Origin of the sequence: Aphanizomenon sp. CS-733/32 (assembly GCF_028330045.1) — a bacterium.
In the GTDB taxonomy this organism is placed as follows: domain Bacteria; phylum Cyanobacteriota; class Cyanobacteriia; order Cyanobacteriales; family Nostocaceae; genus Dolichospermum; species Dolichospermum gracile.
In genome coordinates this window covers 1-15,873 of the sequence record NZ_JAQMSE010000158.1, presented here as the reverse complement: position 1 = coordinate 15,873, position 15,873 = coordinate 1, and the positions used below count along the sequence as shown (strand labels likewise).

11 protein-coding genes are annotated in these 15,873 nt (G+C 36.2%); 8 read left to right on the top strand and 3 right to left on the bottom strand.

The window, feature by feature from the left end; genetic code table 11:
* Positions 1-149 precede the first annotated feature (149 nt).
* A complete protein-coding gene (locus tag PN471_RS12520; protein WP_271777119.1) occupies positions 150-431 on the top strand; it encodes a hypothetical protein in 282 nt (93 codons plus the stop codon).
* An 89-nt stretch (positions 432-520) separates the two neighbouring features.
* Here PN471_RS12520 and PN471_RS12515 read toward each other — a convergent pair whose 3' ends face one another.
* A complete protein-coding gene (locus PN471_RS12515; protein ID WP_271777118.1) occupies positions 521-871 on the bottom strand; it encodes a YkgJ family cysteine cluster protein in 351 nt (116 codons plus the stop codon).
* A gap of 165 nt (positions 872-1,036) precedes the next feature.
* On the opposite strand from PN471_RS12515, the gene psb30 reads away from it, so the two are divergent.
* Positions 1,037-1,156: a photosystem II reaction center protein Ycf12/Psb30 gene (gene psb30, locus PN471_RS12510; RefSeq protein WP_168646159.1), complete on the top strand. Its 120-nt coding sequence runs from the start codon at positions 1,037-1,039 to the stop codon at positions 1,154-1,156.
* Positions 1,157-1,246: 90 nt separating this feature from the next.
* On the opposite strand, the gene recJ is transcribed toward psb30, so the two are convergent.
* Complete coding sequence (recJ, locus tag PN471_RS12505; RefSeq protein ID WP_271777117.1) at positions 1,247-3,292, bottom strand: single-stranded-DNA-specific exonuclease RecJ; 2,046 nt, start codon at positions 3,290-3,292, stop codon at positions 1,247-1,249.
* 211 nt (positions 3,293-3,503) lie between these two features.
* On the opposite strand from recJ, the gene PN471_RS12500 reads away from it, so the two are divergent.
* The 4 genes from PN471_RS12500 to PN471_RS12485 all read left to right on the top strand — a co-directional run bounded on the left by PN471_RS12500 (position 3,504) and on the right by PN471_RS12485 (position 6,989).
* Positions 3,504-4,391 carry a hypothetical protein gene (locus tag PN471_RS12500; protein ID WP_271777116.1) on the top strand — a complete coding sequence of 296 codons (888 nt, stop codon included), beginning with the start codon at positions 3,504-3,506 and terminating at the stop codon, positions 4,389-4,391.
* A 337-nt stretch (positions 4,392-4,728) separates the two neighbouring features.
* Entirely contained in the window at positions 4,729-5,946 is a 1,218-nt protein-coding gene (locus PN471_RS12495; protein WP_271777115.1) for an N-6 DNA methylase, read from the top strand.
* Positions 5,947-6,144: 198 nt separating this feature from the next.
* Entirely contained in the window at positions 6,145-6,423 is a 279-nt protein-coding gene (locus PN471_RS12490; RefSeq protein ID WP_271777114.1) for a hypothetical protein, read from the top strand.
* Between the two features lie 11 nt (positions 6,424-6,434).
* Entirely contained in the window at positions 6,435-6,989 is a 555-nt protein-coding gene (locus PN471_RS12485) for a hypothetical protein (protein ID WP_271777113.1), read from the top strand.
* 113 nt (positions 6,990-7,102) lie between these two features.
* On the opposite strand, the gene PN471_RS12480 is transcribed toward PN471_RS12485, so the two are convergent.
* Positions 7,103-12,811, bottom strand: coding sequence for an alpha-2-macroglobulin family protein (locus PN471_RS12480; RefSeq protein ID WP_271777112.1), 5,709 nt, complete (start codon positions 12,809-12,811; stop codon positions 7,103-7,105).
* A 190-nt stretch (positions 12,812-13,001) separates the two neighbouring features.
* On the opposite strand from PN471_RS12480, the gene pbpC reads away from it, so the two are divergent.
* The gene (pbpC, locus tag PN471_RS12475; protein ID WP_271777111.1) at positions 13,002-15,356 is read left to right on the top strand and encodes a penicillin-binding protein 1C; all 2,355 of its coding nucleotides are present in this window, start codon (positions 13,002-13,004) and stop codon (positions 15,354-15,356) included.
* Between the two features lie 114 nt (positions 15,357-15,470).
* Positions 15,471-15,617 (top strand): hypothetical protein, encoded by a 147-nt coding sequence (locus PN471_RS12470; RefSeq protein WP_193896351.1) that lies wholly within the window; start codon positions 15,471-15,473, stop codon positions 15,615-15,617.
* The last annotated feature ends 256 nt before the right edge of the window (positions 15,618-15,873 follow it).

Below are 15,873 nucleotides of genomic sequence, written 5' to 3'. Positions count from 1 at the left end.
CTACACAAACAAAGTCCACCTGCGTGGACTAACGAAAAATCAAGGCTTTTGAACCCACGAAGGTGGGTTTCGTCTGTGTAGCTGCGACTTCTAGTCGCCCTTGCAAGTAATAAATTAGACTTTTCAAACACCCTCTTAGAAGTTCCACAATGTTATCAGATTTTCAAGCATACTATGATGTTTTAGTAAATGATCCTGAAGAAATGTCCTGCTGTCCACCTGGACATACTTTTAGCACAAAAGCGCGATTTCATAAACGTTATCTCAAAGAATATCTCAAACAATTTGGTTTGTCTTATAGTAAGAAAAATCCAAAGGTTGTAGAGGGTAAAAAGTATCTAGATGCGTTAAAAAAGCGATGTGAATCAATGAATCATTTATCTAGCTTGAAATTATTGTTAGATATATGGGATCGCATAGAAACTTTGTAAGCAATAGCATAATTTAGGTTCATAAAAGTGAATCTCCCATTGATTACTGCGCTCAAAAACACAATGAGAGAATACCTGTATGAATTAAATCAAAAACCGACAGCTTGATCAAAACGGATTTGTTCTAAACTGCGATCGCCATAAACCCCCTCAATTTGCTGACGACAGCAATCAATGGCAAAATCGTTGACATCTTCCGGTTCAATCCCATACATCTCTTCAAATGTCTCTGCTTCCACACGACAGAAGCGAGGACGGGTAGAGTAGATTTTACACTCCCGCGTACCATGATCATAATTTACGCACCATCCCCCCTCACCTACCATACTGAGGTAAAGTTCTAAATCCGGTGGTGAAAGATACGCTTCTAAATCGGGACGATCCGCTGGTGTTAGGTTACAGCAAGCGCCACACTGAGATATACATTGCCAAGTAGCCATATTTTTAACCTTTTAATCTTCCTGTTATTCTACTTTTTTATGACTTTTTCTATAATTTTGTGAACTAAATTAAATTTTAGATCCCCTAAACAGATATGATGAGTTGCGGGTTTTGTGATTGAATTATTAAATCTTTTTAAACCATTAAAATCACTGGGAGGAAAAATGGACATTTTAGCTAACATCAATTGGGAAGTTGTCTTGCAATTAACTTGCGTAGGACTAATCGTGGTTTCTGGGCCTATAGTAATCTTCCTTCTAGCATTTCGCAACGGCAACCTGTAAATTGGGTCATGGGTAATGGTTTGTATTGTCACCAATTACCCATTTGGGATCATCGGGGTTTAAATCCCCGCTTAAAAAAGTTTTTAATCTTTAATTCTGCACAGAAGTTGATAAAGCCTGAATTGCAGTTTGAATAATTCCTTCATAGACAGGTTGAGATAGATTTACCTGCTCTGCATTGTCGCGGTTGAAACCTAACAGACCAAATTTATCTTCTGGTCGCATGACTAAAACCTTACCTTCAGAATTTTTGACTCTTAATTCCCTACTCATCCCATTTTCATAGATTCCACAGGTATATTGACGCTGTTTGTATTCAAAACTAGCGCGTGATGGTTTTGATAAATTAGTGAAAAGTTCAAGAACGTGATTTGGGAGTTTTGCACCGATTAACTCCATTTCAATGGTAGTTTTACCATTAAAGTTATTTTCTCGTAGTTTGTAAGCAATATCCAATCTTGATGGTAAGGGAAAATAGTCACCCCAACGCCATGCTATACCTTTAAGTTCTTGACGCTGATTGTCTATAGTTTGGGATACAGTTAATTTAATGTGACCTTTACCAACTATTTTCTGTTCAATCACTTGGACATTAGGAGTCCAAAAAATTGGATCTGAGTTATCAATACCGCAAGGATGAAGAATATTTAACTGCTGGAAAAGATCCTGGTTAATGTCGTGAATATTAACTTGAGTATCTATTTTCAAAAGCGGTTTCAGATGTTGAATTTCTAAACACTGATTTGCAAATGCAGATAACCGCAACCGAAATTCTGGTAAATTCTCTGCTGGTAAAGAAAATCCTCCCGCAGCTTTGTGTCCTCCAAATTTACCTAATAAATCCCGACAAGCATCTAAAGCTGCAAATACATGAAATTCAGGAATTCCCCGTGCTGAACCCCGAATGATGCTGTCATTTTCGTAAGTTCCAATAAAGACGGGAACACCATAACGTTCTAGTAAGCGGGAAGCCACAATGCCAATGACACCATGATGCCAATCCTCTCTGATTATAACTAATACCCGGTCTTTTTGTAAAGAGTTTACATATAAATTTTCAACAATAGCAATGGCTTCTTGTTCAATTTCTTCGCACATTTGTTGACGTTGAGTATTAGTTTGTTCACACTGGATAGCTTTGGCTAGGGCGATACTAAAATCATCGGTTGTGAGTAAATCAATGACAATTTGGGGATCACCAATTCTGCCGATAGCATTAATTCTTGGTCCCAATCGAAAACCAATATCTTCCGGTTTTAAAGATTTAGAAGTTTGGTTTTTTTCTCCTTCGCTGGCTTGAACTCCGGCAATTTGAATTAATGCTTGTATCCCTGGTAAAGTAGATTTTGGTAATATATTTAAACCTCTTTTGACCCAGCGACGATTCACACCAGTTAAAGGGGCTAAATCGGCAATAGTTCCTAATGTAAATAGGGCTAAAAGGGGCTGCACTAAACCTTTCAACTCTCCTAATTGCTGTGCTAAACAAACGGCTAAAATATAAGCCACACCGACACCAGCTACACCTCGATAGGGAGAGGATTCAGCGATTAGTTTAGGGTTAAGAATTGCATTAGCTGGAGGTAATATTTGGGGAATATCATGATGATCTGTGATAATGACTTTTAAACCCAATTCTCTGGCTTTAGTAATTGGTTCAACGGCAGAAATTCCGTTATCTACAGTGAGAATTAGTTTGACACCTTCATCATGAAATTCTTGGACAATGCGGTTATTAATGCCATAACCATCGTGCATTCGACTGGGGATAGCATAATCAATATCAGCACCTAAAGCGCGTAAACTGCGGAGTAGTAAGGCCGTGCTGGTCATACCATCTGCATCATAGTCGCCACAGATAGCTATTTTATCTTGATTAGCGATCGCCATTTCCAATAATTCCACACTTGCAGCTAAATCAGCAAATTCCTCCAAAGGAGAAGGTAAATTTAACGATTCAGGATCTAAAAATATTTTGGCATCTTCTGGTGTTTCCATGCCCCGATTAATTAACAATTGGCTAATAATGGAGGAAATATTCATTAAATTTGCTAATGTTAAACTAGCTTCGGGATTTGTTGCTGCAATTTGCCAACGTTGATTGGGTAAGCGTCTAATTGATTGGTTATTGTTCATTGCCAATTTACGTCTTTTTCATTGATCATGGCGCGTTATACTCTCGCTAACACAACCTAAGTATCTTTTTTAAAATCAAATATTATTCCTATATCTATAATACATAATTCAGTATTTTTAATGATTTATTAACAATTCTTACTACAAAACTGATAGTATCTTCATGTAGAATCTATTTTGATACAAAACCCCAAGTACCAAGTGATTAACCATGAAAAATTGGCAGCAGAAGTTATTTGTAGGCTTAGTTTGTTGTGCCTTTTTAGTTTTCGGGTGGCAAAATAGAGTATTAGCAGCAGAAGTTACTAGCAACAATACTCCAATTCTCAAAGCAGAATTAGCCCAATTAGAAGTCACCCAAAATGTCTATGACTATCTATTGCAATATCAACCAGAAACTTATAATGTTCTCACCAAAACATTAGCAGATAGTATTGAAGATGCCAAACAACCATTAGCAGATGAAGTAGTTAATAATCTGTGGGCTTTATCTGCAAGTAATCCCCAAGTAAAATCGAGATCAAATAATGGCAAAGTAGAATATTTGATGTCAACTTGGAAATACACAAGTAACCCAAGTACAGATTGGCCAATAGGTGCAAAGAAATTGCTACCTTATCAAACTTGGTTTACCGCAGTACCACAAGTAAAAGAATTTTGTCAAAAATATCAACCAATTGATAGCAATATTCCTGATAATGTTGAACTATCATTGCGGTTACAACAGTATTTGGGATTAATCTTAAATAAATATTCCACCAAAACCCATTTCGTGGAAATGTGGGTAAAAGCAGAAGATTTGATGAGACCATGTATTGATGGAGAAATTGACGATTCTGCTTGTAATCTTTTACCTTTACCTGTTCCTGATAGTAGTTCTGTGGTTAAGGCAATATATACCAATTCCTATAGCAATGCCAAAAAAGAATATTATCCTTGGACTGGTTTAGGTTACACCTACGATTGGGGAAATCCTCAAAAACCCCATCAAGGACCCAGTGAGTTTATCATTAATCCTACTCCAGAAAAACCTGTAGAAGTGGAAGTTGTTTCTGTGACACCGACGCAAGAATATTGTCGGAATCAGATTGTACAATAAGGTTTTTGTTCAGTAGGTAAAGAGACGAGAATAAAATCTAATAAAATAGCTAGACTGAAGGGATGGTCAAAATATAGGAAAATTTTGGCTAATCCCTTATTTTTTTATGACTTCTTTCATTATTTATACTACTAATCTTGATCACTACAACTATCATCAATAATACTTAATATAGCTTAGACTGATAGCTTCCCTGTCTTCAAAACGCTAGATAAACACAAAAGGTATCGCTTTTTTTGAGCAATTCCACTATAGTAGTGAAAGGTTGTTTTCCTTTGCAAACAAAGTAGCAACATAACAACCAGATAACTTTTTACTTAATCAACATAACTTTGAAATGGCTGTACGGGGACTGGATAATGTAATTGAAATCGCTCATCGGGTGTGGGGCATAGAACCACACCGCCATGTGCGTATCCCGTCAGCAAACAGCAATGAACAACCTATACCTGTAGATGCTCTATGGACAGATTACGGTCTTCGTCCAAATTCTAATAACTTGTCCTTCATGGTTCAATCTGTTCATGAATCAGAAATAAACCCATGGAAACAGAGATTACGTTATTGGCCTGTTCGCGCAGGGTTGTTAGTCTCAGATGAAATTTATATACTTCAATATTACACTCCATCGGGCAAATTAGAAGAACGAATTGTAGATCGTGACTCTCTATATTTAGAACTAACTAGACCAGATAGCCACTTATTTAAACCAAAAGCACTGGCAGAATTTCGTACTGGTCAGCTAACATTAGCAGATATTGAAGAACCTGTTTCTGAACGGAGTTTTTCTTTTCTTCTGCGACAAAGAGCCGAATTAGATCAAGCATTTCAAACAGCAATTCAAGAGGTGCTTACAGAAATTGGTATTCCTAAAAGGAGAAATTCAAAAAGCAAAATATCTTCTCGTCACGAAATAGCAGGTCATGGAATTCGTGTAGCGATCGCATTTTTAGCAGCAAGAATTTTAGAAGACAAAGGCTTTTTTTGTTCTGAATCACGCATTCCTACTGATGATCCTCGTCTTTTACTGAATCTGACAGTACCTCGTGCTAATGGTTTTTTCAAAAAAGCCCTTGAGGAATCAATTCCTCATCTTAGCGACAGAATATTACAGCATTTAGGAGCTAACTTAGGTAATCGAGTTAGTTTTGCACTGGTAGATCATCGAGATGTGGGATTGCTGTATGAACGAGCTATTAAAGAATTACCTAGTGATATTGAAGGTGGACAATGGACTGATTTACAGCGACATTATACTCCAATAGCGATCGCTGAAAAAATGCTGGAATTATTACCTTTAGAAAGATTACGTCCAGAAGAACGAATAATTTTTGATCCGGCTGCTGGTTCAGGTAGTTTACTATTGGCTGCTACATCACGTCTAGCGGGAATGATAGATATTCCTGAAAATTTAGAAAAACGAAAATCTTATCTTGCAAATCATGTAGCTGGTAATGATTTAGATCAATATGCAGATTTAGTAACACAATTGAGATACACCCTAGCAAGAGAATCATTAGGTCAAGATATTCCATTTCCTTTTCCTGAGCATTGAATAATTAAAATTACCCGTCAAATTATTGAGAGAGATCAAAAACATCTTGACATTCCTGAACCAGATAATCTACGGATTCAATTAGATGAAATTGTAGAAGAATCCTATGGAAATCCTCATTGGATAGAAATTAAACGAACTGGAGAACCTCCAGAATTAGAATTATGGAAATCAGAACAAACAAAGCCGACATTTACAGTGCATGGTCAAGTTTTAGAAGTTTCTAAAGATAATAGCCAAATTCGCTTATATTTGAGTGGTTTGTTAGATGATAATCGAGAAGACTGGCTGCCAATTTTACCAGAAATGCCTGGTTGGGCGCTGGATGGTACAGTTTTTAAAGCTGAACTAAGTCAGGATGTCGAAACATTTGAAGAACTTGCCCAACGTCCTTGGGCTATCAGACAATTTCGCCATACTCCTCGTCCCTATCTAACTGACGATGAGCTAAAAGAAGAATTAGGGATAGAGGAGTAAAAGTAAATTTTATGACCTGTGAATTTGTTTTTTTACCAGTTGGCAATGCTGATAGCATAATTATCTATCCTGATGGTGGTTCAGCCGTTGTAATTGACCTGCATAAAATACCTTTACTTCGTAAATGGTTTCAAAATAGAAAAGAAACTAATATCAGCAGAATATATATTACTCATGAACATCGTGATCATTTTCCATCACTTGAAGATTTAGTTACTTTTTTAGACAACTGGTTAAAAAGTGGAAAAGTAGGAAGTATTTGTCTACCTTATCAGGTATATCAACAAGCGAAGAAAAAAGTGGCTGCTAATAGAGTCGCTAACAAACGTCTGGAAGATGCCTTAGATCAACTAGCACGTTGGGAAAAAAAGAGCATTATAACTTTTATAGAAGTTACTCGCGGATCAAATCCATATTCTCAAGATTCTTTAGAAATTCATGCTTTACATCCAGGGCTTTTATATGCTCAGGATCATTTAGCTAACACTGGTGGTAAGGATAATGAAATATCGTATGTGCAGGGGAAATTACCATTCTTGCAGAAACTTCTGGAAAATGGCAATTGAAAACTGAGACAGACCATGAAAATGTAATTTCTACCTTAAAATACCCAGCGTGTAAAAGTCTTATTGATGTTGCTACATTATCTAAATAGTTATAAGGATTTTGAATAAAATTCTCACTTTCTTTCCTCCAATATCAAAGTAGAATCTGCACTGTGTCCAAACTCTTCTGGTGTATATTGAAGATGTGCTTCCGCACCTGGCCAAATGAATGTTCCTGGAGTCACTGAACGGACTAAATAATGTAAACTGTAAACTCCTGGTTCGAGATGATCTGCATAGGAAATTATGCGATCTTTATAGATTGTTTTATATCCTAATTGCCAATTATCGGCTTTTGCTTGTAATGCTGGTGTCGCTGTTTGAAAACTATCATCTACTGCTTCAAAACCTGCGGGTAATGGGTCTTTAATGACTACATGATCTACAGGATGATCTGTAATTACTTCTAAACCAATATCAAAGACTTGTCCAGGTTGTAAAGTTAAAGGTTTATCAAAAGCATACATTCCGGTTTTTTGGATAATTTTCTCTTCATTGACTTTACTAATTTCTCGCGTTACTCGTAACCCGTTAAATCTTCCTGGTTGATTTCCCTGTAAACGATATTTGTAAGCCACTAAATAATGTAATCTGCCTCTTCCCGATTTTTGCAACCATAAATCACGTTTACCTTGAGGTAATTGATTCATGGGAATATTTATTTGCAAGCTAGGATTTTGATAACCATTAAAACGGGTTTCTCCTAATTTCTGATTTGCTAATTTTACCGTAGTCATAAAATTAGGTGGTGTGGGTTGAAGTTGGCTATATGCAACTAAAGCTGTGAATGCCTGGGCGTTATTATAACTAGATTCCCAAGTACCATCTCTGCGTAAATTTAGCAGACTTTGCAGTAGTTTATCAATAATTTCGGGGTTGGTTTTTTGGTCAGTAAATAACCGTAAAGCTTGGGCTTGGGTGACAGTGCTTGAATTCATCCAACTCCAAGTTTTGGGTAAGTTTACAACTGCGGTACGTCCAGTTTCATAGATATTTTTTTGGAACTCCACCCGCATGATTTGGGCTTGATTTTGCCATTCAGGAAATTGATATAGATATCTCGCCAATTTGATTTGAGTAACTAGATCAAAATTATCACGTTGTTGATAAATATCTGACAAGAAACTATTGCGTTTATCTCCTAATTGTGCTAAGGCAATTAAAGAATTTAGTTGGAGTTGCGATTTACAAAGTTTCTGTTTACAAAAGTCGTATTGTCCAGGGTTGGCGACAACATTTTGCAGATAAGTTTTCAGACTAGAAATGATTTGACTATCCACTAAATCAGGAAAGATTTGATTAGCTTTAACTAAAGATTCTACCGCATAACTAGAAACCCAAGGATCGGATTTTTCTTGTCCTGGAAATGCGGCAAAACCACCATCTGCTATTTGCAGTTTTTGTAATTGTGCTATTGCTATTTTGGCTTGTTGTTGAGGATTAAATTCGGCAAATGTTTGATTATATTTTTGGGTGAGGGTTTGCAGATTTGCAGCAATTAATAATTGACTTGCGGCTGGTTCTGCAAATGGTAAATCATTATTTTCTAAAACTTGTTTTGCAGGTGCTTTAATGGCGGGAATTAAGGTACTAGCTAACTGAATATCTAAACCTCCAGCTTCACGGAAGGTATTTTTATCAATATTTATGGGAATTTTTACCTGTTTTTCACTCACACCAGTTTCGACAACTTGTTCGGTAATTTCTAAAGGTTTAATTTCCAACGGGACAGTAAAAGCATCAGCGATATTATTTAATTGGGTGGTAAATGTAACTTTACCTTCGCCCACATTACCCGCTATCATGGGGAAACGATAAGCTTGGGTTGCTGACTCGGCTTTTGGTTGTAATGTGGTGGTTTTGGGGTTATTTTCGGCGAAGTTGAGAGAAGCGCTAAGTTCACCGTTAATAGTCAGATTTCCAGTGTTTGTGGTGGTGTTGGTGACTGATAAACCTGCTAAAATGCGATCGCCTGTGCGGGCAAATTGTGGCAAAATAGCATTAGTTATAAGTGGCTTTGTGGTGATAAATGTTGCGTCACCATTCCCAAACCGCAAATTTCCATCTGTAGCTACTACCAGTATCCGCCAAGTTGTTAGATTATCAGGTAATTTAAAGCTGATTTTCGCCTTACCATTTTCATCACTAATTACCGCACCATTGTAATAAGCTAAAGCTTGAAAATCTTCACGAATCCGAGTATTTGCTAAAGCATTGGATAAACCTCCACCATAACCCCAACCTTTCGGTAAAATTTGCGCTAATGGTGCTAATTTAACATCACGACGATTATCACTAAATCGGGTAGAAATTGGTTGTTCTGCATAAACAGTATCTACCAAATTTGGCGGACGATAACCAGTTAATTGTAACACCGCTTCATTCACCACCATGACAGTAAATTGTCCTTTGGTGGGAGTTCCTTGACTATCTTTTAATTCCAGTTCTACAGTTGTTTCTTTTCCCGGTTCTAAAGATTTTTCAACGGGGTTAACTTGTACCTTTAAATATTTATCTTCTAGGTTAACTTTAAAAGGTGAAAACCCAATTTTGGCTAAATTCTCTAAACTTCCCGGTTCTATTTGATTCAGCGGTTTACCTTGTCTGACTAATACCGCTTCTACTGCTGCATTAGGTAACATTTCTGGCGTAATTGTAAACTGAATTTGGGGCGCACCTCCTTTAATTTTCATCACTTGTTGATAGAGAGGTTTATCTTTAATCACCGCAAAATATAATTCTCCTTCTGGGTAGGGAGATTGAATTAAAGCTGTAGCAGTATCTCCAGGTTTAAACTCTTTTTTATTTAATTTAACCTCCAATTTATCTTTTTCTTCTCCACCCCAAAATACTTGATTTTCTCCTGTCACCCAAATTTGTAAATCTGTAGCTGTAATCTCGTCTTTACTATCACTAAAATTAGCGCGAATGCGATACGAACCTGATACATTAGGTTTGAAATTCACTGTTTGAGGAGTATTCCTAGATGTAATATCTGTTTTCCCAACAGTTTGATATTCAACTTGATTTTGTGGAGTTTTACTACCTTCAACAATTTTGGTAACGCTGCTATATTTCATCTGTTGTAATTCCAGATGTATTCTTTGATTTTCTAGAGGTTTTCCCGTTGCGTCAGTGACAATAAACTCTACAGGAAAATTCTTACCAGCGTCGGCGACAAAATTACTTTTTAAACCAATCAGTCTATTACTAGGTAAAGCAGTAAAAGTTTGGGAATTAGCAACTGATAAATTAGAAACATCACTAATTTGCACATCTACCCGATAAGTCATGGGGTAGGGTAAATCTTTAGCTACAGTTACAGTTTGATTACTTTTCCCATTAGGATCTAATTTAGTGTTAGTTTGTAAGACATCATTAGGAACATTCGGACTTTCTTCTGGCCAAAACCATTGTCTCCCAAAACTAAATTCTTCCCAACCTTTAGGGATAAAATTAGTCTGTTGACGAGTAACAAAATATTTAGCTTCTCCTCCTTCCACTGGGGAACCAAATAAATAATTACTTCCTACTTGCACATCAATTTTGTCATCAATTACTGCAAATTCTTTATTTAGCTGTAAATCAACTTTAAAATTGGGAGGTTTAAATTCCGCTACCCGAAACTCTCCAGAAATTTCTTGTCCCTTGTTACCTTTAGCTTTGATAGTATAAAATCCTAAAGGCTGATTTTTAGGAATTGGTAACTCTAAAGAAAATGTACTAAATTCATTAGTTGTCTTTGTGCCTAAATCTGTATTTTTTCCATTAGTATTGACTAAAGTTACTTGATAAACGGAATTTTTATCTTCCTGGATTTTACCTTTTTCTAAATAATCTGCAAAAGTAGTAAAGACAGCTTTTTCTCCAGGTTGATATAACTGTCTATCAGAAAAGATAACCCCTCTTGATTCTGGCTTCTCAGCTTCCCAACCAGCATCAATTCCATAACCATAAGCACCAGTATATTCTTCCGTTCTGGCAAATGCCCAGTCTTGATTTTCACTAGCAATTACTAATAATTGTGGTAAACTAGATGGCAATTTGGGATAACATTGTGTTAATTGATTATTCTCAATAATTAAAATTCCCTTATCATCAGTTTTTCCAATTGCACAGGGTACAGGTTGAGGACGAGATTTATCCGCTAATTTTGATTGATAAATTTGAATATTTGCTGCTTTAACTGGTGAACCATCACTGAGATGATGAACCCGAATTAAACCAGATTCTGGAAACCATTGAGAAAATAGTCCTAAATTGGTTAATTGTACCATGCCATAAGTTGTTGGTTCTTTCCACAATTGTTTACCATCTTCTTGATATTGATGAGTTCTTGCTTGCACTCCATAAGCTAACATTCCCTGACGATTACCTAATTTTTCCTTCAGAGGAACATTGATAGTTAGGGATTGATTTTTCTTGCTGCTAATTTTGAAATCTTGCCATTTAGCAGGTTCGGGTAATAAATCATTAGCACTATTTGTATAAACCAAATCTGTAGGTTTAACAATGCGATAAGCTGCTTGATATTTTGATTCTGGTAAATTAATAGTATCAATATTAATTTGTAAATCCTTATCTGTGGGGAAAATATTCAAATCTGAAGGTGCAGCAATATTTCCAGCTATATCACCAGTATCATATTTAATTGTGACTGATTTACCTAAAGTTTGTCCAAATTTATCTTTAAGATTTCTGTCAATATTAATTGTATAAGTAGTAGCTGGTTCTAAAGCATAGGGATTAATGCTGACAATTCTATCTGCTTCCGAAATTTGCAGTACACTATCAATATTTTTCGGTGCTGGCTTAATTTTAACATTGTTCTTAACGGAATCCGCTAATAAAATGTTATTAAATTCTAACTGAGGACTACCTTTAATAAATCTGCCATAAGTTCCACTTGAATCTGGTTCTCCATAGGGTTTAATTCCCATAAATCCTAAAGGTGAATACGTCGCTAATTTACTAACAAATTCTTTTTCACTAGGTAAATTACCATTAGCAGGAAGAATACCCAAAGAAAATTTTAAGCGGTAAGCTGTGGCCTTTTCTAGATTTTGGACAGGAGTAAGATCATAAACCCAATTCTTAGCTGAAGGATCAAATTTTTCTAAAGGATCTAAATTTTCTGGTGTTTCATTTTTAGCTAATTCCACCTTAAAACCCACACCTTGGGTTTTACCTTCAGGAATTAACTGTAAATGCTTTTGGACAGAATCCAAATCTAATTCTAAATTAGAAGTAAATTGCAACTTTGGTTGTAAATCAACTGGTTCAATTGGGGCTTTTTCAATGGGGTTAACTCCTGGTAAATTAGTAATTTGCAACGGTTCAGTATTAAAATTCCAAGCCAAATCTTGACCTAAACGATGATTTTTTAAATCTGCTAAACCCGCTTTAAGAGTAACCTTAACTCGCGTCGCTTTCGGTATAGCTTTATCAGCTTGAAAACCCACCATACGCGGAGTTAAAAAGCGAAATTGTCCCGGTAAAGGAGGCCAAATTGCAAATTTAGTTAATAAACTTTGCTGTTGGGGACTATCAAGACTTTCAACAGAAATTAAAGCTTCCTGAAAGCGAATCCGAATTTGACTGGTAGATTTTGCATCTCCTAAAGGACTAATTTGTTCTATCCAATCTGGTAACTTTGGTGTGATTAATGACTCAACAGGTGGTAACTTTTCCTTACCTGCTTGAATAGTCATAAAATTACAACCAGTCATTCCGAATACGAGAGTAAAAATAACCAGGAACTTAAAGATTTTTCTAATCATCATATTAAATAAATGCAAAAAATATCAACAGCAACTAGCTACAGTGAATAAACCAATCCTAAATAAAATGTAAACAACTCTCTTCCTCTGTGTTCTCTGTGCCTCTGTGGTTCGATTAAAAAACAGGAATGATATATAGATAACTAATGTAACGTAACTATTTCCCAAAAAGCATACAATTCTTAACATTATTATGAATTCACTAACTCATTTCCTCAAAGCTCTTACTCTCCGCGTCTTAGCGTGTCTGCATGAGATAAAACCATATAAATTGCAGATAAAGCGAAACTACAAACTGAATAAAACTATTGCCTCTTGCATTTTAATCTGTTTATTAATCCGATTATGTCCTTATTTTGCCCCTATTCATAGTATAGATATTGCCCAGCATCAATTAGCAATGGAGTTTACAGATCGTAACAATTTACCATTAGGAACTGTATTAACTACGGATCAAGAAAATACATCAGTTGTCAAATTAAATCAAATTTCACCCCAATTCATCAAAGCAATATTAGCCGCCGAAGATGGTAGTTTTTATCAACATGGGGCCTTAGATTTAAAAGCGATTTTTCGAGCGATAAAAGTAGCAATTGAGAATAGGAAAATTGTTTCCGGTGCTTCCACAATTACCATGCAATTGGCGAGAATGTTGGATAATTCACCCCGAACATTTACCGCAAAATTAAAAGAGGTTTGGTTATCTTGGCGATTAGCTGCGGGAATGAGTAAAGATGAAATTTTAGCTGCTTATATTAATCGTCTCCCAATGGGGGGAAATATTTACGGTGTGGAAGCCGCAGCGCGAATTTACTTTTCTATTCCTGCTAGTGATTTAAACTTAGCCCAAGCTGCTATTTTAGCAGCAATTCCTAATAATCCCACTTATTTTCATCCTTATCAACATCGAGAAAGATTACAGCAACGACAGAAATATGTTTTAAACAGAATGGTTCAGGAAAAATATATTTCTGATGCAGACGCGCAACAAATATCTCAAGAAGAAGTTATATTTAAACCCCGTCAACAGGGAATTATTGCTGCACCACATTTTTTATTTTGGTTAGCCAAACAAAACAATACACCTAATCAAGAATCATCACCTATCCGCACGACAATAAATCGCCCTTTACAGCAATTTGTGGAAGCACAAGTACAACAAGTAATTTCTTCCTTAAAGGCTAATAATGTCCATAATGCAGCAGCGGTGATAATTGACAACTCCTCTGGGGAGGTTTTAAGTTATGTTGGTTCGCCTGATTATTTTAATGATGCGAAATTAGGACGAAATGATGGAGTTCAAGCTTTGCGTCAGCCCGGTTCTACCTTAAAGCCATTTGTGTATGAATTAGCCTTAGAAAAGGGAGTAATTAGTCCTCATACGATTTTGCCAGATGTTGCTACCCATTATGCAATTCCGGGAGCAAAATTATATAGTCCTACAGATTATACTAATAGCTTTCTTGGTCCAGTGAGAGTCAGAGTTGCTTTGGCAAATTCTTTAAATGTACCTGCGGTAAAGGTATTAGAAAAAGTGGGTGTAGCAACTTTTTTAAATCGGTTGCATGAGTTAGGTTTTTCCCATCTAAATCAAGGTGCAGAATATTACGGTTTAGGCTTGACTTTGGGTAGTGGTGAAGTGAATTTATGGGAACTAGCTAAGGCTTATTTAACTATGGCTAATATGGGGAAAAATATCCCATTAGTTACGACATTAAACAGTTCCCCAATTACCAATTTTCAATCGTTAGTTTCCAATAATTGGCAATTAATTATTGATATGTTAAGCGATCGCTATGCCAGATCCATAGCTTTTGGTGTAGACTCAGTGTTAAATTTGCCCTTTGCCGTTGCTGTCAAAACTGGCACATCTTCAAATTATCGTGATACTTGGACAGTTGGCTTTAGCCGTGATTATACTGTAGCTACTTGGGTGGGTAATTTCAACGGTGAACCCATGCGTCAGGTTTCCGGTGTTACAGGGGCTGCACCTTTGTGGAACAGAATCATGTTACATCTCCATGAACACCAAACACCGGCTGATTTCCCATCTCCAGATGGCATGGTAAAATTACCAATCTGTGCTACCACAGGGTTAAAACCTACACCTAGCTGTACTTCAGTAGTTCAGGAGTATTTCTCTGTAAAAGATAAAATTGCTTATGAAAAATCTACGGATTTCCATTTATCACCTGTGTATGATCAATGGTTAGCAAAACAGCCACAATTGCATTCTAATCCTGATAATTTCCGAATTATCTCTCCTCAAAATGGGGATTTATTTCTGCTGCATCCATCTGAAGAAGGACAGCAAAAACTAGAATTTAAAGCTAGTGGAACATTAAATCAGTCTATAGATTGGTGGCTAAATGATCAACATTTATCTACACAATCAACCAATGGGATATTTTGGCATTTACGCCCTGGTAATTGGAAGCTAGAAGCTAGGACTGGTAAGATGTACGACCAAATAAACTTTCAAGTGGAGGTGGGAAATGTCCAACGGAGAAAACAAGGTTTTTCTGTAGCAGATCCTACTAAATTATAGGATGTTATGGATTGATGAATTTTACATAATTACCTCAATCTTTTATCCGGGATTTGATCAATCAAATTCGATAATGTAAATATAGTTGAAACTTTTAAGCAAGTGAAAATAGCCATGAAGAATACACAAGAAACCAAGTCTGCGAAAAAGAAACAGTCGTTTCTTCCTGTTGATATTGGGACTCCTAAAGTACCAGTCCGCAAAACTAAAGCGAAAAATCAACAGTCTGAATCACTCAGCGACTGGGAACACGCGAGTTAATTTATGAACTGCTTTTTTCCCTGCATCTGTCTAAACTATGATTTGTAGTGATTTTGGTGATAATGATGATTTAATATGGTAATCATTGAATCAAAGTAATCAAAATAATTATAGTTTAAGTAGGTAGACAAAAATAAATAGAACTATGTTAAGTAAGTTAACAGATTCTGAAATTGGCTCGTAGTTAGGGCTTTAGCCCTACTTTCAGGTCTAAAGACCTTACTACAAACCTTTAATTATTTACGTTACTCTACTT